The 22843-nt window shown below is 61.9% G+C and carries 17 protein-coding genes and 1 pseudogene; 8 read left to right on the top strand and 10 right to left on the bottom strand.

The annotated features are described in order from the left end of the window. Positions 1–146: 146 nt before the first annotated feature. The 6 genes from BDD21_RS10395 to BDD21_RS10370 all read left to right on the top strand — a co-directional run bounded on the left by BDD21_RS10395 (position 147) and on the right by BDD21_RS10370 (position 5038). The gene (locus BDD21_RS10395) at positions 147–767 is read left to right on the top strand and encodes a hypothetical protein (RefSeq protein ID WP_120796895.1); all 621 of its coding nucleotides are present in this window, start codon (positions 147–149) and stop codon (positions 765–767) included. Positions 768–814: 47 nt separating this feature from the next. Next, a complete protein-coding gene (locus BDD21_RS10390) occupies positions 815–2173 on the top strand; it encodes a DDE-type integrase/transposase/recombinase (RefSeq protein WP_120797115.1) in 1359 nt (452 codons plus the stop codon). Beyond that, entirely contained in the window at positions 2173–2973 is an 801-nt protein-coding gene (locus BDD21_RS10385) for an ExeA family protein (protein WP_120797114.1), read from the top strand. The genes BDD21_RS10390 and BDD21_RS10385 overlap by 1 nt, the downstream gene beginning before the upstream one ends. Further along, positions 2970–3209, top strand: a complete 240-nt coding sequence (locus BDD21_RS10380; protein WP_120796898.1) for a hypothetical protein — start codon at positions 2970–2972, stop codon at positions 3207–3209. Before BDD21_RS10385 ends, BDD21_RS10380 begins: the two co-directional genes overlap by 4 nt. Positions 3210–3216: 7 nt before the next feature. Further along, positions 3217–4047, top strand: coding sequence for a methyltransferase domain-containing protein (locus tag BDD21_RS10375; protein WP_170164729.1), 831 nt, complete (start codon positions 3217–3219; stop codon positions 4045–4047). 136 nt (positions 4048–4183) lie between these two features. Then, positions 4184–5038 (top strand): DMT family transporter, encoded by an 855-nt coding sequence (locus BDD21_RS10370; RefSeq protein ID WP_120797112.1) that lies wholly within the window; start codon positions 4184–4186, stop codon positions 5036–5038. Between the two features lie 188 nt (positions 5039–5226). Here the strand turns inward: BDD21_RS10370 and BDD21_RS10365 are convergent, their stop codons facing one another. The 4 genes from BDD21_RS10365 to glpK form a co-directional block, all read right to left on the bottom strand. Beyond that, positions 5227–7041: an ABC transporter substrate-binding protein gene (locus BDD21_RS10365; protein WP_120797111.1), complete on the bottom strand. Its 1815-nt coding sequence runs from the start codon at positions 7039–7041 to the stop codon at positions 5227–5229. Between the two features lie 40 nt (positions 7042–7081). Beyond that, entirely contained in the window at positions 7082–7816 is a 735-nt protein-coding gene (locus tag BDD21_RS10360; protein ID WP_120797110.1) for an MIP/aquaporin family protein, read from the bottom strand. Between the two features lie 58 nt (positions 7817–7874). Then, positions 7875–9533 carry a glycerol-3-phosphate dehydrogenase/oxidase gene (locus tag BDD21_RS10355; RefSeq protein ID WP_120797109.1) on the bottom strand — a complete coding sequence of 553 codons (1659 nt, stop codon included), beginning with the start codon at positions 9531–9533 and terminating at the stop codon, positions 7875–7877. Between the two features lie 185 nt (positions 9534–9718). Continuing rightward, a complete protein-coding gene (glpK, locus tag BDD21_RS10350; protein WP_120797108.1) occupies positions 9719–11230 on the bottom strand; it encodes a glycerol kinase GlpK in 1512 nt (503 codons plus the stop codon). 719 nt (positions 11231–11949) lie between these two features. On the opposite strand from glpK, the gene BDD21_RS10340 reads away from it, so the two are divergent. Together BDD21_RS10340 and BDD21_RS10335 are read left to right on the top strand one after the other, a co-directional pair. Next, on the top strand, positions 11950–12369 hold the full coding sequence (locus BDD21_RS10340; protein WP_120797107.1) for a cupin domain-containing protein: 420 nt from the start codon (positions 11950–11952) through the stop codon (positions 12367–12369). 42 nt (positions 12370–12411) lie between these two features. Beyond that, the gene (locus tag BDD21_RS10335; RefSeq protein ID WP_147431050.1) at positions 12412–12804 is read left to right on the top strand and encodes a hypothetical protein; all 393 of its coding nucleotides are present in this window, start codon (positions 12412–12414) and stop codon (positions 12802–12804) included. Between the two features lie 241 nt (positions 12805–13045). Here BDD21_RS10335 and BDD21_RS10330 read toward each other — a convergent pair whose 3' ends face one another. From BDD21_RS10330 to pglX, 6 genes and pseudogenes are all read right to left on the bottom strand, one after another. After that, on the bottom strand, positions 13046–13588 hold the full coding sequence (locus tag BDD21_RS10330; protein ID WP_211335026.1) for a BON domain-containing protein: 543 nt from the start codon (positions 13586–13588) through the stop codon (positions 13046–13048). Between the two features lie 568 nt (positions 13589–14156). Continuing rightward, a complete protein-coding gene (brxL, locus tag BDD21_RS10325; protein WP_211335025.1) occupies positions 14157–16226 on the bottom strand; it encodes a BREX system Lon protease-like protein BrxL in 2070 nt (689 codons plus the stop codon). A gap of 32 nt (positions 16227–16258) precedes the next feature. Then, positions 16259–16732 carry a hypothetical protein gene (locus BDD21_RS10320; protein WP_120797104.1) on the bottom strand — a complete coding sequence of 158 codons (474 nt, stop codon included), beginning with the start codon at positions 16730–16732 and terminating at the stop codon, positions 16259–16261. Between the two features lie 31 nt (positions 16733–16763). Next, positions 16764–19268: a BREX-1 system phosphatase PglZ type A gene (pglZ, locus tag BDD21_RS10315; protein ID WP_211335024.1), complete on the bottom strand. Its 2505-nt coding sequence runs from the start codon at positions 19266–19268 to the stop codon at positions 16764–16766. Continuing rightward, complete coding sequence (locus tag BDD21_RS10310) at positions 19265–20986, bottom strand: DUF262 domain-containing protein (RefSeq protein ID WP_120797102.1); 1722 nt, start codon at positions 20984–20986, stop codon at positions 19265–19267. The genes pglZ and BDD21_RS10310 overlap by 4 nt, the downstream gene beginning before the upstream one ends. A gap of 2 nt (positions 20987–20988) precedes the next feature. After that, a pseudogene (gene pglX, locus BDD21_RS10305) lies at positions 20989–22839 on the bottom strand (BREX-1 system adenine-specific DNA-methyltransferase PglX); the annotation flags it as partial. Positions 22840–22843 lie beyond the last annotated feature (4 nt).

Here is a 22843-nt window from a genome sequence, read left to right as displayed (position 1 = left end):
CCGGTGAGGCAATGCGGTAGGCGCGGAGCGCGGATGTCCCGCACGCTTCACCGGCGTGCATCCTCGCGGTCGTCCCGGCACAATCGCCTCACCCTCCTCCACATGAGAAGGCCCGCCACGGGTGCAACCGTGCGGGCCGATGGCCGGTGCAACTACGCTTCGAGTGTCATCTCACCGGCGCGGACTACGTTACGCAACAAGGCTGGTTGAGCGCAACGCTTCCGTGCTGTCCGCTGCATCCGCATGGCGATTGCGGCTTTGCGCGTCACGGCACCTATGAGCGCGTCTCCCCGCCCGGCACGCGGGTGGCGCGCTGGTACTGTCCCGAGGGGCATCGCACCTTCAGTCTGCTCCCCGACTGTCTGGCGGCGCGCCTCTCGGGCACCTTGAGCGAGGTCGAGGCGGTGGTGCGTGCGGCCGAGCAGGCGCCGAGTCTGGAAGCGCTGTGCAAGCACCAACGTCTGGACATCGAACTGCCCGGGGCGTTGCGCTGGGTCCGTCGGCGTGTGCAGGACGTGCACGGCGCGTTGCATCGTATCAAGGGTGTTCTCGGGGACACGTTCGCGAACGTGGCGCCGACGCTGACGGCGTTCGCCGACCACCTGGAGGTGGAGCCGGTTCTGGTGGCGTTGCGCGGGATCGCCGCGGCCTGGCTTGACGTGCTGCCCAAGCCGCTCGGATTCGCGCCCCGGCGCCGCCGGGGCCGCAGTGCGCTCCCCCGCCTCCAACACCGTGCGGGGCCTGACCCGCCGGGCTGCCCGGCATAGGGTCCGCGGCGCAGGCAAACCGCCTGCGTCAGCCGCGGAGTGCGTCCATGAGTGACCCGCAGACCGATCTTCAGCACGACATCGCCCTGTTTCGCTACGGGGTGATTGCCGAACTCGTGCAGTGGCCCAAGGAAGAGAAAGGCCTCTACGAGGCGATCCAGACCAAGGCCGAGCGCGACTACGCCATTCCGGGCAGCACCCGCACCCGGGTCGCCGCCGAGACCATCCGCGATTGGCTCAAGGCCTATCGGCGCGGCGGCTTCGAGGCCCTTCTGCCCAAGCCGCGTGCCGATCGCGGTCAGGTGCGCCGCCTGCCCGCGAACGTGGTCGAGGCGCTGCTCGCCGCCAAGGAGGCCAACCCGCAGCTGTCGGTGCAGTTGGTGATCCGCGCGGTGCGCCGGCGCCCCGAGGTCCCGCCCGATCTGCCGCTGCCGCCCTCCACCGTGCATCGCCTGCTCGCCCGTCATGGCCTGATGGACACGGCCAAGACGGCGAGTCAGGCGCAGGACCGGCGCCGCTTTGCCTTCGAGCAGGCCGGGGAGCTGTGGATGAGCGACGTGATGCACGGTCCGGCCGTGGTGGTCGGGGAGCGGGTCAAACGCAAGACCTATCTGATCGCCTTCATCGACGATGCGACCCGGGTGATCCCCTATGCGGCCTTTGCGCTGTCGGAGAACACCCGAACCTTTCTGCCGGTGCTCGCGCAGGCGATCCTGCGCCGCGGCTTGCCGCAGAAGCTCTATGTCGACAACGGCGCCAATTATCGCTCCAAGCAGTTGGCCCTGGTCTGCGCCAAGCTCGGCATCGCGCTGATCCATGCCCGGCCCTATCAACCGCAAGGCAAGGGCAAGATCGAGCGTTGGTTCAAAACGGTCCGTGCGCAGCTGCTGACCCGCCTGACCGAAGCGGATCTGGCGAGCCTCGCGGCACTCAACCGCCGCCTCGCCAGCTGGATCGAGGGCGAGTATCACCACACCCCGCATCGCGGCCTGGAGGGCGCCACGCCGCTCGAGCAGTGGGCGCGCACCGGGGCCGCGGTGCGCTTTCCCGAGCCCGGCCTGGACCTGGCCGATCTGTTCCTGCACGAGGCGGTGCGCAAGGTGCAGAAGGACCGCACGGTCAGCCTCCACGGGGTGGTCTACGAGGTCGACGCCGCCTTGGTCGGGGAGAACATCACCCTGCGCTACGATCCGGACGCACCGCCCGAGCGGCCGATTCAGGTCTGCTTCGAGGGCCGCGCGCACGACCCGGCCCGTCCGGTCCAGACGTATGCGAACTGTTTCGTCAAACGCGATCGTCCCTCGCGCACCTTGGCCGTGGACGGACCGGTCCCCGAGCCCGCACCCTCGGCGCTGCGCCTGCGCGAACTGCCCGAGGCGGATGCCGACACCCTGGAGGGCCGCTGATGTACCGCAAACACTTCGCCCTCACGGCCTTTCCCTTCGATCTGACCCCGCCGCCGGATGCGCTGTTCGCCGCCGCCAGCCTCACCGAGGCCGAGGCACGTCTGAAGCATCTGCTGGAGCTGCGTGCCATCGGCCTGATCACCGGCGAGGCCGGCTCGGGCAAGACCACGGTCTGCCGCAAGGTCGCCGCCGATCTGCATCCGGGCCTCTATCGGGTGTTCTACATTCCGCTGTCCACCGGCAACGTGATGGACATGTACAAGACCATCGGCTGGGAGCTCGGCCTGCCGGTGGAGCGCAACCGCGCGGCGGCCTTCCGCACCATCCGCACCGAGATCACCCGCTTGAGTCTGGAGGCCAAGCAACGCCCCGTCCTGATCATCGACGAGGCCCATCATCTGCGCAACGAGGTGCTCGAGGATCTGCGTCTGCTCACCAACTATCAGATGGATTCGGAGAATCGCCTGTGTCTGCTGTTGGTGGGACTCACGGAGCTGCGTCGCCGTCTGAGCATGGCGGTACATGAGTCGCTCGCCCAGCGCATCGTGGTGCGTCATCACGTGACCGGGCTGACCCGCGAGGAGTTGCCGGCCTATCTGACCCATCGTCTGCGCCTGGCCGGCTGCGAGCTGCCGCTGTTCGAGCCGCCCGCCGTGGAGGCGCTGTTCCAGGCCACCCGCGGCATGCCCCGCAAGGTCAATCGTCTGGCCCACTACGCACTGACCGGGGCCGCGCTGGAACAGGCCCGCCAGGTCACCGCCGAGCACGTGCAGACTGCCCGCGAGGAGGTCGCCCCATGAGCCGGCTCCCCGAACCCTTCACCATCCTCCTGCCCGAGGACTGGACGCCCGAGCAGGCCTGGGCCGTCCAGGATTGCTTGGATGAACTGCTCGTGCAGATCCAGGCGCGCTACGGAGCGGCCGTGCAGCAGTGGCTCTACGGCGAGGACACCGATCCGGATCCGGACCCGCCGCCCGACGCCGTCACCCAACTGGACCTCTTCGAGAACGACTTCGACGATCCGCTGCCCTTCTGAGCGACCCTTGCCCGGCGGGTCGCCACCCGCCGGGCACCCTCCCTACAGGCGCCCGACCCGGGCGCGTCGAACACCGCCGCGACGCACTCCACACACCGCCTTCGCGCTCCTCGGGCTCCTCGCACTCCTCCACCTGCCGACACTGCGCCACCGGGGTGATCAGTGCGGGAAAACCGCGAGCATTCCGCGCGAAACAATTCGGGAATCGGCCGGTGAAATAAAGCGAGCGACAACATACGCGCAACGGCAGTTCCCCGGCGACCAATGTCCAAACCTGAGTTTCGAGGTGGCCGACGCGCGCCACCTTGGGTTCGAAGCCCGCTTTGACCTGGTGGTCTCGTTCAACGCCCTGCACTGGGTGCCGCAGGCCGCCGATGCGTTGCGCGGCATCCGCCGGGCACTGAAGCCGGAGGGCTTGGCCCGCTTGCGCTTGGTCACGCGCGCGGCGCTCACCAGCCTGGAAGAGGTGGCCGAGGAGGTCCGCCGGGAGCCGCACTGGTCCGGCGCCTTCGCGGGTTTCAAAGATCCCTATCTGCGCCTGAGCGCCGAGGAGTACGCAGCGCTGGCGGAAAGCCTGGGCCTGAAGCGAGTGTCGCTGAGCAGTGAGTCGAAGCGCTGGGACTTCCAGACCGAAGAAGCCTTCTTCGGCTTCTGCAACGCCGGGTTCGGAGCCTGGACCCATCGGTTGCCCGAGGCACGGCGCCGTGCATTCGTCGAGGAGTCGATGCGGCGCTATCGTGCAGTGATCGATGGTGCGTTCGGCGAGCGGTTCGTCTTCCATTTCATGCAGACCGATGTGGTCCTGGCGCTGACAGGTGGAGAAACATCGGTCGACTGATGCCGGAGAAGCCGTCCCGGAGTAAGCACGCCTCATGCGCTGCGGAGGCTACGAGGCACCGGGTTGTAAGCACTCTGAGTCGGCGCAGGCAAGGCGACCAATCAGCCATCCAACCAACCAAGGTGCCGGCACAGCTATGACCAACCCGCGCCTCATCCTCCTGACCGCATTCGCGATGATCCCTCTGGCCGCGAACTCCTGGCTGCGCCGGGCGGCCTTGCGCGACAAGGCGATCGACGCGGCCAGCTTCACCTCGATCCGGTTGATCTCTGGCGCGCTGATGCTTTGGCTGCTCGTGTTGTTGACCGGCAAGGTGCGCTCGGGCGCGGGCAGTTGGCCTTCGGCGTTCGCCCTGTTCGGATACGCCGCACTCTTCTCGTTCGCCTACCTGAGCCTGACGGCGGCGACCGGCGCACTCCTTCTGTTCGGTGCCGTGCAGGTGACGATGATCGCGCTCGGACTCCGGGGCGGCGAACGCCTCGACGGCATTCAGATCGCCGGTGTCGCGCTTGCTTTCGCCGGACTCGTCGGCCTGCTGATGCCGGGGCTCTCTGCACCGCCGTTGGGCGGCGCGCTCATGATGATCGGCGCCGGCATGGCCTGGGGTGTCTACTCGGTCCGCGGCAAGGGTGCGGGTGACCCGATCCGCGTCACGGCCGGCAACTTTCTGCTGACCGTGCCGATCACGGCGCTGTTGAGCCTGCTGATGATCACGGAGGTCTCGGTCGATGCGCTCGGCGCGGGGTATGCCGTCGCCTCGGGCGCCCTGACCTCGGCACTCGGCTATGCCCTCTGGTACCGCGTGCTGCCGATGCTGCGGTCAACGAGCGCGGCCACGGTCCAGCTCAGCGTGCCGGTGATCGTCGCGATCGGCGGTGTCGCCCTGCTCGGCGAGCCCATCACGCTGCGGCTCGTGCTGGCCTCGGCGGCGGTGCTGGGCGGGATCGCCTTGGTCATCCTCGAGCGGGATCGGATCGGTGGTCGTCGTTAAACCGCGCCCGGCGCGGTATGCGTCAATGTGTTGGAATGGCTTGGCCGCGCCGGCCCCGACCACTGTCGGAGCTGGCGCGGTTTAAGGTCTTAAACAATATTAAATTCTAAACCGCGTCTCACCGGAGTCGAGGACATCTCCGAAGCCAGACGCAACATGAAAACGACGCATGTCGCTCTGGACGCGGTTTAGACGCCGAACCTTCCCGTGCGCCAAGCCTCCATGAGGGTCTCGTACTCCATGGTCTTGCCGATCCCCTCCTCGTCCGGCAATTGCGGTTTCGGGGCGCCCGGTCTGGCGAGCCAGACGGCAGGGTCTTCGGGTGCCGACACCTGCGGTGCGCAGCGTTTGTACAGGCCCAAGGCGGCAATGCGCGCCAGGGTTTGATCTTGGGCATCGGCCAGATTGTCCATGGTCTGTTGCGGATCGGTCTTGCCCTGGACCGCTTCGCCGATGCGTGTCCACCAGAGTTGCGCCAACTTCGGATAGTCCGGGACGTTCAGTCCTGTCGGGGTCCAGGCCAGGTGTGCCGGGCTGCGATAGAACTCCACCAGGCCGCCGAGGCGGGGGGCCGCCGCGGTCATGGCCTCGGAGGCGAGGTCGCTGCGGCGGATCGGGGTCAGCCCGACCAGGGTCTTTTTGAGCGACACCGTCTTGCAGACGCAGAATTGTGCGTACAGCCAGGCCGCCCGACGGCGCTCGAGCGGTGTCGTGGCGGGCAGGGTCCAGGCGCCGCAGTCCTGGTAGCCGTGCTTCATGCCGGGCTCCCAGTAGACGCCGTGGGGCGATGGGGCGACCCGCCATTTGGGCAGTCCGTCGCTGTCCATCACGGCCGAGCCGGGTTTGACCAGATCGGGCGTGAAGGCGCTGTACCAGAAGACCTGCTGGGCGATATCGCCGCGTGCGGGCACCGGGCCGGCGTCCGTGAAGGTCATGTTCAGCGCCTCCGGGGGAGCGAAGGCGCGCAGCCACTCCAGATACTTGCGCAGGGCGTAGACCGCGGCCGGGCTGTTGGTCGCGCCGCCGCGCGAAACGGAGGATCCCACCGGCCTGCAGTCCTCGACCCGGATCCCCCACTCGTCCACCGGCATTCCGTTGGGCAGACCCGGATCCCCGACACCGGCCATCGCGAGCCAGGCGTCGGTGAAGCGCCAACCGAGCGAGGGGTCGACCTTCCCGTAGTCCATGTGGCCGTAGACGCGTCGTCCGTCGATCTCGCGGACCTGGTTCGTGAAGTAATCGGCGATGTCCTCGTAGGCCTTCCAATTGAGCGGAACGCCGAGCGGATAGCCGTAGCGGGTCTCGAAACCCGCTTTCAGGTCGTCGCGCCGGAACCAGTCGTATCGAAACCAATAGAGGTTCGCGAACTGCTGGTCGGGTAACTGGTAGAGGACGCCGTCGGGACCTGTGGTGAAGGAGAGACCGATGAAGTCATCCAGATCCAGCGTCGGAAGCGTGACCTCGGCGCCCTCGCCGGCCATCCAGTCCGACAGCGGCACGACGGCGTCGCTGCGAAAATGCGTGCCGATGAAGTCCGAGTCGTTGACGTAGGCGTCGTAGAGGTTGCGCCCGGTTCGGGTCTGACGCTGGATGCGCTCGACGAGCTCGCCCTCGTGGATCAGGTCGTGCTGGACGCGGATGCCCGTGATCTCGTGGAAGGCTCGGGCTAAGAACCGTTGCTCGTAGACATGGGTCGGGATGGTCTCGGAGACGACGTGGATGCGCTGCCCCCGAAAGGGTGCCGACGCGCGAATGAAGAACTGCATCTCGGCCATCTGCGCATCCGGATCGAGGGTCGAGGGCGTGAGCTCGCTCGTCAGCCAGCGGCGCGCGGCAGCCGATCGCGCCGGATCGATGTCCGCCGGCGGCCGGGCTGACTGTTCGGCCGGCGGCTCGGCGGCACGAAGACCGGGCAGCGCCGAGCCACCGAGCAGCGCGGCTGCCGCGCCGAGAAAGCGGCGCCGGCTCGGCCGAATCGGTTGCTCTGGCGTGCGTCGACTCATCGGGGCTCTCCCATGTGCTTCGATCGCGCGGACACGGGCGTCACCGGAACTGCACGCTGGTCGGGTCCTGCAGCACCAGATACAGGAGGCCGGCCAGCCCGGCGCCGATCAGCGGACCGACCACCGGAACCCAGGCATAGCCCCAATCACTGTCGCGCTTGCCCCCCGGCATGGGCAGCAGTGCATGGACGATCCGAGGCCCGAGATCGCGCGCCGGGTTGATCGCATAACCGGTCGTGCCGCCGAGACTCAAACCGATGGCCAAGACGAGCAGACCGACCGGCAAGGCATCCAGAGCACCTAGGCCAAAGACAGACACTGCGAGGAAGAGCACGGCGAGCACCAGGACGAAGGTTCCGATGATCTCGGAGAAGAGGTTGGACGGTGCGTTGCGCACGGCGGGGGCGGTGCAGAAACAGGCGAGCTTGAGGTCGGGATTCTCGGTGCGTGCAAAATGCGGCCAGTAGGTCAGCCAGACGAGCAGGGCGCCGATCATGGCCCCGATGAACTGCGCCAGGACATAGGCTGGCACCCGTGCCCATTCGAACTTGCCGGCGACCGCGAGGCCGACCGACACCGCCGGATTCAGGTGGGCACCGCTGAAGGCGGCAACCGTGAACACGGCCACGAACACGGCCATGCCCCAACCCCAGGTGATCACGATCCAACCCGCACCTTGGCCCTTGGTCTCGCTCAGAAGAACATTGGCCACGACACCGTTGCCGAGCAGGACCAGCAGGGCGGTACCGATCAGCTCTCCGAAGAAGGGGGTCATGGCCGCTCTCCTCAGTGGATGTTGTCGTCGCGGATCCGGCGCGGATGCAGGTTCCGGATCACGCCGCATCCGACTCAAGGTGCCGGGACTGCGCCCGCGTAACGGTTCGAGACTCGCCGAAATACTCCTCGTATCGCGCCTGTGCGGCCTCGCCGAAGAGGATCTCGCAAGCCTCCATCAGACCTTCTGCCTCTTGGATCTGCCGCCGCGGAACCACCAGCGCAATCTTGGAGCGACGGCGCAGGAAATCCTCGAGCGTAACGATCATCTCCTGACGCTTGGCGAGCTGGATCTCGCAGCGCAGATAATCCGTCCCCTTGATCAAGACCTCGGCCCGACGGGGATCCTCGCGGATCTGGGCGAGCAGTTCGAACGCCTGCTGATCGTAGCGGCGCCACAGCCGGCTGGAGAGCGGCTCGATGGACTCGGGCGAGGTGTAGCTGTCCAGGTTCATCAAGCGCGCCTGATGCATGTACTCCTCGTAGACCGAGCGGTGCGGCTCGCCATACCACCGGTACCCGGCATGCGGCAGATCGATTCCGAGCCCCGCGACGATCCGCGCGACCTCGTTGCCGACGTTGACGCAGTCGGTGAGCTTGCCGCCGAAGATGGACAGGTGCGCATGCGCGCGATCCACATCGATCTCGTGCTTGCGCGAGAGGTGCATCCAGTCGCGCCCGCCGTCGCCGCCCTGGCGTTTCACCACCAACGGCCGCACCCCGCAGCGCTCGGCGATGATGTCCTCGCGCGTGAGCGGCGCGGCCAACGCGACGCGCTTATTGATATTCTCCAGCACGAAGTCGCGATCCGCGTCGGTGACCTCGGTCTGCGGTGTGTCGACCCGGTTGTCCGTGGTGCCGATGCAGGTGCGCACGCCCATCGGGATGACAAAGAACAACCGTCCGTCATCGGCGAAAAAGGTCAGGATCCGCTGATAGGGCGTGATCCGCGGCACGATCAGATGGATGCCTTTGGAGAACAGATGCTGATGCTCGGTCTGCTCCCCGGTGAGCTGATTGTGATCGTCGACGAAGGGGCCGGCGGCGTTGATCAGGACCTTGGAGCGGATCTCGAAGGTCTCGCCGGTCTCGGTATCGCGCGCACGGGTGGTCCAGAGCTCACCGTCACGGCGAGCGCCGAGCGATTCGACATAGTTCGCCGCGATGCAGCCGCGATCCATCGCCGAGCGCACGAACTGGAAGACGAAGCGCGAGTCGTTGTCGTGCAGATAAGCGTCGGAATATTCGAATCCGCCGGCCGCCTTGTCGGTCTTCACCACCGGCTCCTCGCGATGGATGCGGTCCTTGGTGAGGAAGCGCGGGATCCGGGTGAAACCGTTGCCGAACAGCCAGTACACCCAGGTGCCGAGCCACAGAAAGAAGGTTGAGAAGCGAAATCCGCGGTCGATCGTCGCGAAGAAGCGGATCTCCTTGACCCGGCTCGGGTAGCTGCGGATCAGCTCGTTGCGGCTCAGGCACAGCTTGCGCACGAGCAGGTAATCGCCGCTTTCGAGATATTTGATGCCGCCCCAGGCCAGGTTCGACGATTGCTGACTGGTGAAGCCCGCGAAATCGCGCTTGTCGATCAGGGCCACGTGAGCGCCCTTGCCGGACAGCGCAGCGGCGGAGACCGCCCCGTTGATCCCGCCGCCGATGATCAGCGCGTCATAGACGACACCTTCCCGCAGCTTGGCGATGTTGCTCTCGCGCAGAGTCATATGACTGCTCCTCTGGTGTCATGAACGATTCAAAATCAGCACGAACAGGTCGGTTGGGCAAAGCGTCGCGTGCCCAACCCGCGCCGGCATTACAGGGAGCAGTCGGGCACGCTGCGCTTTGCGCAACCGACGACCTGCTCCGTCGGATGAATCGCGTCCGGTCTCGTTGAGCGCCGACGGCCGAATCAATCGTCATCGAGCGCCCAGCCCTTGGAGAGCTCGACGGCCTTGTGCCAGCGTTTGAACAGACGATCTCGCTTGTGCGCGTCGAAGCGCGGGTGATAGCGCACATCCAGCGCCCACTTCTCGGCGATCTCCTCGCGACTGCCCCAAAAACCCACGGCGAGCCCGGCGAGATAGGCCGCGCCGAGCGCCGTGGTCTCGGTGATTCGCGGGACCTCGACATTGACGCCCAGGATATCGGCCTGAAACTGCATCAGGACGCTGTTGACCGCCGCACCGCCGTCACAGCGCAGCTCTTTGAGCCGAATCCCCGAGTCGCGCTCCATCGCCTCGATCACGTCGCGCGTCTGATAGGCCATGCTCTCGAGCACGGCGCGCGCGACATGGCCCCGCGTCGTGCCCCGCGTGATCCCGATCAGCAGGCCGCGGGCATAGGGGTCCCAGTGCGGGGCACCCAGACCCACCAGCGCCGGCACGAAGTAGACGCCTTCGTTCTCCGGTACCGATCGCGCCAGTTCGCGGGTCTCGGCGGCATTTCGAATCATACCGAGACCGTCGCGCAGCCACTGCACCGCAGAGCCGGTGACGAAGATCGCGCCCTCGAGCGCGTATTCCACGGGCTCGTCCCCTACACCCCAGGCGATGGTGGTCAGCATCCGCTCATCGCTCGCCACCGCTTCGGTGCCGGTATGCATCAGCACGAAGGAACCGGTCCCGTAGGTGTTCTTCGCCATCCCCGGACTGTGGCAGGCCTGGCCGAACAAGGCCGCCTGCTGATCCCCGGCGATGCCGGCGACCGGGATGCCGCGGGTGCCGAAGAACATCTGCGGATCGGTCTCGCCGTAGATCTGCGAGGACGGGCGCACCTCGGGCAGCATGGCCGCCGGGATTTCGAGCAGGTCCAACAGCTCCGCATCCCACTGCAGGTCGCGGATGTTGTAGAGCATGGTGCGGGAGGCGTTGGAATAGTCGGTGATATGCACGCGGCAGCCCGTCAGCCGGTACACCAGCCAGGAGTCGATGGTGCCGAAGCAGATCTCGCCGCGCTCGGCCCGCTCGCGCAGCCCAGGTTGGTTGTCCAGGATCCACTTCAGCTTGGTGCCCGAGAAGTAGGGATCGATGACCAAGCCGGTCTTGGCACGGACCATCTCCTCCAGACCGCGTGACTTGAGCTCGTCGCAATAGCGTGCGGTACGCCGATCCTGCCAAACGATGGCGCGCCCGACCGGACGGCCCGAAGCGCGCTCCCAAACGACCGTCGTCTCGCGCTGGTTGGTGATGCCGATGGCTTGGATCTCGTCGGGCGGAACGCCGCCGGCACGCAAGGCCTCGGCGATCACCTTCATCGTGATCAGCACAATCTCTTCGGCGTCGTGCTCGACCCATCCCGGCTTGGGATAATGTTGTGTGAACTCGGAGTAGGCACGCGCACGGACCAACCCGGCATGATCGAAGATCAACGCCGTCGTACCCGTAGTGCCCTCATCGATGGAGAGGATATAGCCACTGTTCATCGCTCGACGCTCGCCTCCGGTGGTGATGTGACGTCTGTTAAACCGCGTCCAGAGCGAGATGCTCACTTTCGAGTGAGTTCGACGTTTGGTCCATCCACGGCTCTTTGCGGGGACGCGGTTTAAAATGATTTATTTTTTAATCTCTTAAACCGCGCCGTCTCCAGTGGTCATCAAATCCGCCGGGGCCGATCCCATCCAAAAACATCGCATACCGCACCGGGCGCGGTTTAATCCCTGTCGTCGTTTTGTCTTCGAGGCCGATGACGCGGCCGTCCGATCGCGTCGGGCCGGATTCACGCCGATCGCCAGTCGGCGCTTGCCCTAACGATCTCGGATCGCACGAGGCCGATCATCCTACCGCACCGCCTGGTATTTGCGCTCGTTTGAGTGTAGTACGTGAGGAGGCAGGTCGCTTGCCACCAGGCCCATGAGCAGCCAACCTATAACCCGTCTCTTTTGGGAAAAGGCACGGGAAGTGGCCCTCGAGGCACGCGGGTTTCCGGTGCCGATCACACCCGGGAGCCCCGGTCTCGAGGATGTCGTCGCCCGCGCGCGTCGCGTGCCCCGCATTCCGCCGTGGGCGCAGATCGGGTGCGGAGAGACCTGAATCTCGGCCTCGTGACCGTACAGTCGGCGATCCGCAGCGGCTTGCGCCTTCTCGTGGCACGTCGCAACCCCCATGATCGAAGAAACGCGAGCGAACCAGAGGCAATCCAGTCGTGAACGCAAAGATCGTGACGGTCCGACCCGAGCTTCCCACCGACACGCTGCAACGGCTGCCCAACTTCGTGGGCATCTCCGAGGCCACGGCCGGCGCTGCGGGCCTCTCGATGAACCTGGTCGTGATCCCGCCCGCAGGCGAGGCCGAGCCCCACCTGCACCTAGGTTTCGAAACCGCCATCTATCTGCTCAAGGGCCGCGTCGAGACACGCTACGGCGAGAATCTCCGGCACTCGGTGATCAACAGCGAAGGCGATTTCATCTTCATTCCGCCGGGCGTGCCCCATCAACCCAGAAATCTGAGCGATACCGAGCCCGCGCTCGCCATCGTCGCGCGCAACAATGCCAACGAGCAGGAAACCGTTCAGCTCTATCGCCCCGACGGGAGCGAATCGGTCGACCAAGACGCGTCATCGTAAACAAGGAGGAAGCACATGCCGGGACGCTGCAAAGATAGCCTCGTGATTCTCGCCATTGCCGTCGGCGGGTTCTCGCCACCGACCACAGCTGAAATCCACAAGTGCATCAGCAAGGACGGGAAGGTCTCCTTCAGCCACATCGCCTGCCCTCACGATGCAGCCACGGAGACGCTGGACATCACCGGCAAACCGGCGGGCGCCAAGCGCGATCAGGGATCCGAAGTGATCCCGTATCCGACGGCGCAACCCCCGGCAACCCGGCTCGATCGACAGCGAACGAGAGCACCCGCCAAAGAGCAACCGCCGCAGACAAACACGTCGCTCATCTACCAAAAGTGGCTGATCCAAGAACGGAATGCGACGATCCGGGGGGCGACTCCGCCGGAGATCAAGCTGCGTCGTGAGAAGACTCGGACGGTGATCGGCAAAGATTGAGCGAGGGCGGCGTCCCGTGCTTCCTCGTCGACGCGCCGGCAGGGCTGGATTCCAGAACCGCGCGCACACCGCCAAACGATCGAGCGGACTCGGGTATGAGCCCGACTCGGCCCGCAGGGATCGCAGATCCGGGGGCTGCACAGGCAACGGGCAGACTCGGCCCAATGATGGATGGATGGATGGATGGATGGATGGATTTTCGAACGCGACGGTTCGTCCGACGACCGTTTTCGATCCGCCCTCAGGTGGGATGGTCGACAACCAGCTCGTTCTCGACACGCTCGACGCCCGTGGTGTCGGACGCGATATGGCCGGCGTCCCGTTTCTGCGCCTGTGTCGGCACCCGCCCCGTCAGCGTGACGATGCCCGAGCGGGTCTGCACACGGATGAGCGCGTGATCGATCGTGCGGTCGAAACTCAACGATGCGGTAACTCGGGTGGTCATCCACCGATCGGAGGCACCGGAGTCAGCCTCGCCCGGCATCGGATCGCCCTGCTCGACCATGCTCGCAGCCGGATCGACGCCCAAACGATTATCGACGCGGACAACACCTTCCATGCGGGAGGCGATGCGATCGGCCGTCTCTTTCTCGTCTTGGTTGCGTACGACGCCGGTCAAGACGACCATCGCGTCGTCGACCTCGACATGGATCGTTCGGCTATTGGTCGTCTCGCTCCAGAGAAGGCGCAACTTGATCTTGGTCCCGGTGTCGGCCTGCCCGACCCAGCGGTAGAAGGCGCCCTCGGTCGACGTGGTCCCCTCGGCATCGGCATCCCCTGTCATCGGCCCGCCGACCGTCCGCGGACCCGACAGCGATCCTTGCCGCGCCGCCTGCTCGGCCGGAGCCAAGCTCCACGCCGCACCGCTAGCCGACGACAATGCCGCGGCGGCGATCAAGATCGCAGCTTTGCCCGTCCAGCCATACAACATCATATGCGGACTCGCATCGGCACGATTTCGAGTTGGCACAGGCGTTGGGTCCGGCGCGCCGACCGGGACAGACGACCGCCTTGGAACAGTGACTCCAAAGGAAACGGCCTAGATCCAGATGCATCTAAACCGTTGTTTTATTGGAGCTGGCGGACGGATTCGAACCGACGACCTGCTGATTACAAAACATAGCATCGATACACGAACTATTAAATATCAACACGTTACGCCATCCAACCCCACGCAAACGTGACTCAAAATGTCACGGATGGCCAGCCCGTGACTGCTGTGCGTCACGTTTTAGTCACGGTAATCCGCGGGACACTTTTCACCCATCGCGAGACGTCGGTGGCGAACTGGTACCTCTGCTACGGAGCAACCAACGACAAGGCGGCCCGGTGCCTCATATCATCACGGCTGCTCAATTCTGCTTGAGGTAAGTCACCTCAAACGCCTTGCACGGCCGAAACTGTTGCATGCGATTCGCGAACGCAAAAGCCTCGTTCATCTCGTAGTGCTGGAAGATGTCCAAACCGCGATCGAGGGAGATTTTCCATCCCGTGTCGGTGACGATATGACGGGCATGGATCGACCTGGATTGGTCGAACTCCCACTCGAATTCGATCCCGACCGCTTCACAGGCGGCCTTGATCTTGTCGAGGTTGTCCCGCTGCTGGTCGCCTTTAAAATCGTCTTCAGTGGTGACCAACTGGATCGCCACTTCCTCGCCAGACTCCTTGTAGCGGACAACGGTCTCCACGAACTCCATGAAATTCCGGACTTGGTAGAAGAGCCGTATGTAGGGGTCCGTGACGGTGATCCGGCCAGCGCCACGCAAATAGGGGCCGAACAGCATGTCGTATGAGACGCCCTTCTGGTTCTCGCTGAAGGTTAGATGCCCCTCCTTTGGTTCCTCCCCTTTTTCGGTGACTGCGGGTGTCTCTTCCGACGCTCCAGCCCTTTCCCCTGCTTGGGTTGGCATTCCCGCGACATCCGGCTCCGCCTCCGCGATGGTCCGGTGGTAGTGGTGCGGATACTCGACCTCTTCCAGTGTGGTGACGACCTTGTCCTTACCGTCGTTGTCGCTGTAGTGGAAGGCCACATCGGCGTAGGTCGAGTCGAGGCGCATCAACTGATCCTTGACGCGTTTTCTGCCTTCCATCGCGAAGCCGAGTAACTCCTCGACTTCCTCGCTGGTTGCCCCACCTTGCGGAAACAGGATCTTCATCAACCCGGAGAATGTCTTGTGAATACCGTCGCGGTCGCGCGTCGAGATGTCGGAAGACAGGGTGAAATGGTCCTTGTAGCGGTCTGAGAAGTCGTGGTCGCGCAAGGAACGCAGGATCTCGGCGAGGTAATCGACCACGAAGCCGTATCCGTCCGAAAACATCTCGTTGCGGATGATGTCCACTTCCCAGCCGGGGATGTAGAAGTGCAGGCGGTCGAGGAAGGCAGAATCGTAGAACTTCTCCGGGAGCTCCTCGAACAGATCCGAGTGCTTCAGCATGTAAGGCACGGCGTGCCGCGTGTTGCCGACGAAGACCATCGATGCCTCCGCACCCAAGGTCTCGATACCCCGTGAGAAGGACTTGTTCGCCATGTAGTTCTTCAGAATATCCACCAGCGCCTTGTCCACACGCTTCTGCTTTCCCGCAAACTCGTCGAAGGCCACGACATCCCAATAACCAACCAGCCCGATCTTGCCGGTCGAGTTGTTGACGAAGAGTTTCGGGACTGTCACCTCGCCACCCGAGATCAGGATGCCGTGCGGGGAGAACTCCGAAAAAATGTGCGACTTGCCGGTACCCTTTGGCCCCAACTCGATCAAGTTGTAGTTGCGCTCGCAGAACGGAATCAGCCGGATAAGCTGGATCAGCTTGCTGCGCCGACCGAACATCTCCGGGTTGAAACCCATGCTCTGCACTAGCAGGTCGATCCACTCGTCGAGCGAGAACTTCCTACGCGCTTCCAGATAGGCTTCAAAGTCGAAGTGCGACAGCTGTATCGGCTTCAGCGTGGACAGAACCCAGGGCGTGGAGTTCTTATCCTCGGTGAACTGGTACTCGATGTCGCAGATACACCAGACCCCGCTCACCAGCAGTTTCGGGTGCGCCTTGACGGTATCCGAGTCCACCAGCACCTTCTTGATGCCGAGGTTCGAGAATTCGGCCTCGTAGGCGTCGGTCTTCTCATTCAGTGCAACGCTGATCTTGTCGATGACCTTGTACCGTCCCTTCTCCTTGATGTTGGAGCGGACAAGCCCGGCCTCGTTGCGGTGTACGTAATGCTTGCGCAGGATCTCCTTAACCGTCTCGATGCCCGTCTGGATCGTCGGCTCATCACTGGTGGCGCAGTACTGTCCGAGCAGGTATTCCAGTACGTAGGACGGGACAATGGCATTGCCCTTGACCGCCTTGACCAGGTCTTTGCGCACAACGAGGCCTGGAAAATGCGTGTTGATTTTTTGATCCAGTGGGTTCAATTTTTCCACCGCAAATATCCAGCGCCAAATGCGTTATCCAGTCAAATGCCGTAGGTCTTAAGAAACTCTACGAATCCGCCCAATTCAGAACTCGTGAGCGCATCTTGCTGATCAGTTTCTTCTACATCCCGATAATCTGACCGGATGCCTTCCGCGAACTCCGTGTTTCCCTCGATCAAGTCATCAAAGCCGCCCCACCACTCGATAGCGAGGAAACCCTTGGTGACAGCATTTACTTGCGCTCTTAGCTCTTCAGTAAGCCCTCCTTCTTCCAGCCCTCCGAGTATTTTTGAAAGCTTTTCGCGAATCGGAGCAACGTCTTCATCTGACCATTCGAAAACCACTGGCTCGACATCTATCAAATGCGTCGCCAGATCTCTAGCGCTGGAGAACCACTTAAACACCCGCACTGAATCCAAGACGAAAGACCCGCCCGCGAAATATCCAAGCTTCGCCTCTCTCGGATCTCTTTCCATTGCCAGTTCGCTGCTCTGAATAGCGGCATCCATATTCATCAACTTACTCCTAATTTGATCGTTATTGACCTTAAAAATCAAAGTCGCTGGTGAACGACCGGCGCATCACGTAGCGCACCGACTTGTACTCTTTGTAATGCGTTGTGCCCGCGTGCTTCTCCTCGAACCTCAACACCACCTCTTTGCCATTGGCGTCGTCAGCGGCACGCGACAGCACGAAACGCACCTGTAGCTCCCTTTCGCGTGGGTTATCCGACGTCAGATCGAAGATCAGTTCATGGCTATCCGAGATCAGCTCACCGGCTTCGGTGTAGAGCCCTGCACGAAGCACCCTCGACTGCACCTTGTCGGTGACCGGCTGGGCTTGGTAGAGCACGACGGCGAGCTGCCCGGACGTAATCACGGAACTGGAACCCCGCAGGATTTCCACCTCGACGTTGGTCACGTCGCTCTGGCGCTTTTTGTTCACCTTCAGCACCGGAATGATCACCTCCTGCAGTGAGGCGCCGCCGTGCACAAAGCGGCTGCCGGACCCCTTCAGGCGCAGGCGGTTGATGGACTTGGGCAGTTGGATTTCCAGATCCCCGCTGAGTCCGAGTTCCCGCGAGGTGAAGTGGCGCAGGCCGGGCTTCTGCTTCAATCCCTTGCCGATGACAAAGCGGCGGTCCCGGTAGCCGATACTGTCGCCTTCTGCCTCTGTGGCCGAGAAGTCACTCTCCTCGATCGGCCGGTGCTGGTAGATGAAGCCGTGATCGGCGGTGACCAGGATGTTGGACGCATTGGCTGCCGTCAGCTTCTTGACCAGGCGCAGTAGATCGTCGAGCGCCTGCTCCGCCGCCTCGAATGCCTGGCCCTCGGAGTGCATCTTGTCGCCAGTGTGGTCGATGCGGTTATGGTAGATGTACAGCACGCTGTTGGTCTTGAGCAGTTCGCGGCTATCCTCGCGATTCATCGCCATAAAGCGTTCTGCTGTCACCGCTGAACCCGACCCATCCAGCGCCAGCTTGAGGATCTTGTCCCGATTCGCCGTCCCCTGGGAACTCAGGCCATCGACCAGCACACTGGCCGTCTCGTTGTCCCCGATCGCCAGCTCACGATTGGGCAGCAGAGCGGCCATGCCCAGTTGCGTGTAACTCGGCAGCATCGCCAAGGCAGGCTCGAGTTCGGCGCTGTAGCGGTCCTCCTGGCGGATCAGGGTCAGCAACTCGTCGCCGATTTCGTAACGCATCGCATCGGAGATCACGACGCAGACCTTGACCCCCTTGTTCAGGAACGGGCGTACCCAGTGTTCGAAGAAACGCCGCTGCAGCTGGAGCGAGGGGATACTCCAGCTTGAGGCTGTATCAACCTGTGCCTGCCAGCGATCGTTGACCTTAAGCAGATAGGCCGTCGAGTACAGATTCTCGATCTGCTGGGCAAGCGCTTCCAGCAGCGAGGATTGTCCCGACTTGCGCAAATGGAAAACGAACTTGCGATAGCGCTGGTCCAGTTGGTACCAGGACCGGCAGTACCGCTGCACGCCATCGGCCAGGCTCTCCATTTCCAGGGTCGCCTCGCCCAGCAACTGCATGAAGCCGGCGGCGTCTTCGATCGCTTCATAGAGGTCGCGATATCCAGCGTACCAGTGTCCCTGCCTGCGCTGGCGTACCCACAAGGCCACGTCACCGGCACTGACGGTACGGCCGACCACCGCCTTTACCAGATCACTGAGGATCTTCCGGTCGATCAGCTCAAAGTAATCGACCTCGATCAGATCCCGAAAATCACGCTTGCCAAGATCCGCTTCGATGCCCAAGACACCCGCACACTCTTCCGAGAGCTTCTCGAAGCTCTCCTCGTACTGGCGACTGTCCTTCCAGCGCTTGAGGAAGACCAACGCGTCTGCATTGAGCCTTACCTGCCCGTCCGTGCTCATGGCAAAGCAGGACTTGAACAGTTCGATCACAAAGTCACGGATGCTCGGCTCGGATGACTCGTAACCGTAGTAACGCGTCAACTGCGCCCAGAAAAACCCTTCGAGGTCACAGCGCTCAATCAGCGAAAACCGTTCGTCGCTACCGTCCGCCAGCTCCTGCAGCAGGCTCTCCAGGATCGTGTCCATCCTGGGCTCGGCACCCGCGCAAACCGCGATCATCTTCAGCCGAATCAAACCGGCCGTATCGTCGGGCTTGAGCAGCTTCTTCAGCGCGTCCTTGCGCTTAGCCGCGTGGAAGAATTCCACTTGCTGTTGAACGACATCGGCGAATTCCAGCCCCAGATCCAGTTCCGCCAACCAGATGGCGACTTGGTCGGTTCGGAACTCCCCATGGGCCAACTGCACGTCGAGCAGCCAGTTGTCCAGATCCTCCGGCTGAGGCCCGTCGCGATACAGCAGGAACTTGTCCTCCGGCTGCTCGCGTAGAATTCGGTGCTTGATCCCGAACTCGTTGTTTGCGATCTCGACCTTATCCACGCCCTCCAGTGCTACGGCCTCGAAATCGGCACGCAGCTCGCTTTTGGCGTCGTACCAGAAGACGATCCGGTGCTTCTCGAACAGTCTGCTCAGCGCTTGGGCGATGCGGTTTTCCAACGTCACGCCCCGAACTCGACTTTCCAGATTCCCGCAGCGATCGTTGCCAATTGCTTTTGCCTTGCCTCGATCTTCGGCTCGTCCCAGGTGTCGTAGTGTTCTGCGACCGCTCGGGTAATCTCAAAGTCGCTTTGCTCGTAGACCTCTTTTTTGACCGCATAGTCCGCATTACCAAGATCGCGGTTTCGATTGCTCTCCAGCGGAGTCATATTTCCAATGCGATAAATCAGTCGGTCCTGCTTTGACTCCGCAATGTATGACCACGCCTCCGATGGATGCTCTGGAAGGATGTGTTCAAGATTATAGGTTGCACTCTCGAACTCGAAGCTCTTACCCGAGCGCTGCCGCTCGATCTCAAAGAGAATATAGCGAACCACCTTCTTGTTCCGACTATTGGTGGTGCGCAGTTCTTTCTCCGAAAAGGCCGCCTTGAACTGGCTGTCGTCCGGATAGACCTCGCGTAACGCGGAGATCACGTCCGATGCACGCGAGTACGTCCCGGCCGATACCTTCCAGGCAATGTCGTTGTAGAGACGCTCTTGCTCATGGGTCTGCAGATTGCAGATCACATTGTATCGAAACGACACAACGGCCACGGCTTTCATGATGCGAGTGAAACCGGCCCTTTCGGATTCGTAGAATGTTCCATGACAGGCCAAAAGCATGGCCAGTGGTTGGCGTACGTTGAACATCACAAGTTGCTCAAGCGTTCGCCTCTCGTCGGCAACCCAAGATGGATCTTGCGGGTCTCGAAGGGCCGCGTAGACAGCGGCTGATTGATCGAGATCCCTGAGTAGCTCGAATGCCGCATCCCGCGTGGTGACGCGCCTGCGTATGGTTTTGAACAAGTCGGACTTGCGCACAAGCTTGTTTCGGCTGTTCCAGAACACGCGCAGAAACTCCGGAAAACTTTCGCTACCCAGCAGGCCCACGATCCGCTCCCATCGCTCCTCGAGCGCCCGCAGCTCCGCTTCATGGGTTTCCTGCGTGCTGATAACGGAAAACAGATAGTTCTTCAGCAGGTCAGTGGAAGAAAGTCTGACGCCGCGCGCATTCAGCGTCTCGAAGACCTTGAACGCATTCAGCTCATCGGTCACTGTGATGACGGTAAAAAAGAGCTTGTCAACCAGCGCATCGATAAAAGCCGTCAGTGCTTTCCCGCTATCCACCAGGTTACCGGTGCGGGTCTTGATCCTGTCCTTGAACCAATTGAACGCCTTGCGCAGTTGATGTTCGGAGGCATTTAACCCACGTTGCGGCAGCTTATCCAGCGGCACAAGGTAGGTTTGATAGAAACGGTTGTTGTGTCGATTGAGCTCCAGTTTAGAGCGAGGCACCAGGCTGACGGGGTCGAGATAACCAATGTAGCTGTTCTGGAGCTGCTCCTTACGCTTCGCGTTATTTTCCGCATCGAGCTTGCTATTGATCAGATCCTGGAGGTGCCCGAGGCCCGCCAGGATCATGACACTGATGGTCGTGAGGCGCTGCTGACCGTCAATGATATCGAATTGCTTACTGTCCGATGACTGGAGCACCAGATATCCCATGTAATGAGCGGGCTCTCCGTCAGTCTCAAAAAGCGCCACCATATCCTGCCAAAGATCATCCCACTCGTCTTCGGTCCAGGAGTAGTCTCGCTGAAAAGGCGGCACCCGATAACTCAATCCATTGCCAAGCAACTGGCGGAAGGTGGAGTTGGTGGTGTTGAAGTTCATTGTCGCCATACTCATTCCTCCGGCGCATCAAGGCCAACGATCTTTTTCAGCGCGGCACCGAATTTTGGATAGTTGGCCTTCACGCCATCATCGAGGTCGATGGCGATCTGCTCGGTGGCCAGGGGATACATCATGTCGCGCTCCCAGGCATCGAGTTCGCCGATGGTCTTTTTCAGGGTCTCGATCTCTTTCAGCGCCTTGGCCTTTTCGGCCTTGGTCGTGTCGGCACTGGCTTCGACACCCCGCAGATAGTCGAGGCGGCTGCTCAGTTTTCCGCGAAACTCACGGAGGTAGTCGTTGAGCACCACGCTGACTGTATCCGGACGGTAGCGGTGCATGTAGATCAGCGCATTGAAGCTGCCCTTGGGGCTGGAGAACAGCCAGTAGATGGGCCGTTTTTTGTAGCGCCTGACATGATCGTTGTAGAACTCGCCGAGGAAGTAGTCGCGGATGCTGAAGTTGCGCTTGCCCTTGATGTTCAGCGCCTGCTCGACGAATCGGAGGTTTTCCTCATATTGCTCCTCGCCAAAGGCCACGCGCAGAAACTTGCGGAAACGCTCGGCGATGTCGTCGGTGAACCAGTCGCCGTCGAGGATCGGGATGACATTGTCGCCATCGGCCGGGAAGCTCGGCTCCGAGATCTGCTTCAGATAGTCCTCGATGGTCTCGCCCTGGTTGGCCAGGATCAGCCCCGGCTTGTCCAGCGCGTAGCGGCCGAACATGCAGCCCACGGCATAGGACACCAGCTCACGCATGGTGTCGGCCAGCAGCAGCGCCTCCAGCTCGTCTTCGCTCTTGTCGTTGCCGTAGCGGTAGTACGGATTGCAGATCAGGGTGATCTCGTTGAGCGGTACCTCAGGCTGCAGCTCATCCTGCAGGCCGTAGGCCTCGATGAAGATGCGGTTGTTCTCTTCCTCCAGCCGCTGCATCTCCAGCGTCATCTCCCGCCAGTGGGCGCGGATCTTCTGGTAGGCGGCCTTTAGGATTGGCTGGTGGTAGTCGGGGCTCAGCAGCGGCAGGCTAGTGAAGTCCCAGGAGTTTTCATAGGAATTCCAGTCCTTCCGCGACAAACCCTTCAGTCGAAGTATTGTAGTGGTAACCAGGTCCTTTTCGTCTTGGATTACCTCAGGCGAAAACGGCAAGTTGTCAATATCACCAGACTGTATATTCAATGTCGGATTCTGAGCTTTTAAAAAATTTCTGCATACTATTGAGTTAAGAAACCCAAGGTAGAGTGGAGCGCCCCACTCTTCGGGAAAAATTGATGAGCCAGCGACATCAAACAAGAAGCCCTTATCAGAAAATCTCGCATTAAATATTGCTGAAGTAATCTTTGAGTAGGTTATTCCCCTTTTAAAGTAATAACCCCTGTCCTTTACTACATAATCAATGTTTCCATTCAAGTATGGATATTTTTGGGTAACGTATTCCTTGATCTCAGCACCGTTATTCTGCCAGTTGACAATATACTCTTGATTGCCGTGCCAACGTCGAAAGTCACCTCCCTTCAGATAGGGAAACCACCTTCTTCCGCTACCAGCAGCAAGTTCAGAACTATCGAAATTAAAGCCAATTTCACCATCTGAGACCTCATGCCATATCCTTAGAAATCGCCCGTTGTTACTGGTCTGTAGCCCAGGTTGACCATAACAAAACTCTCCCAGTCTTTTCCCCGATGCGTACGCGCTTATGGCATTCTTGCCAAGCCAATACGCAATCGGACTGCCCGGTATCGTTTTGAATTCGGCAGCAGACGCGCAGTAGAACCAGCCACAATTGGGATTCCTAATGGCATGAAGCGTTCTTGGCCCTTGGTTCTCTGCACCACGAAAATCGGAAAGTCTTACATAGCCACCTTCGAAATCC

The organism is Thiocapsa rosea (genome assembly GCF_003634315.1).
Lineage (GTDB): Bacteria > Pseudomonadota > Gammaproteobacteria > Chromatiales > Chromatiaceae > Thiocapsa > Thiocapsa rosea.
The sequence above is the reverse complement of the archived record's forward strand: the minus strand, read 5'-3'. Positions and strand labels throughout refer to the sequence as shown.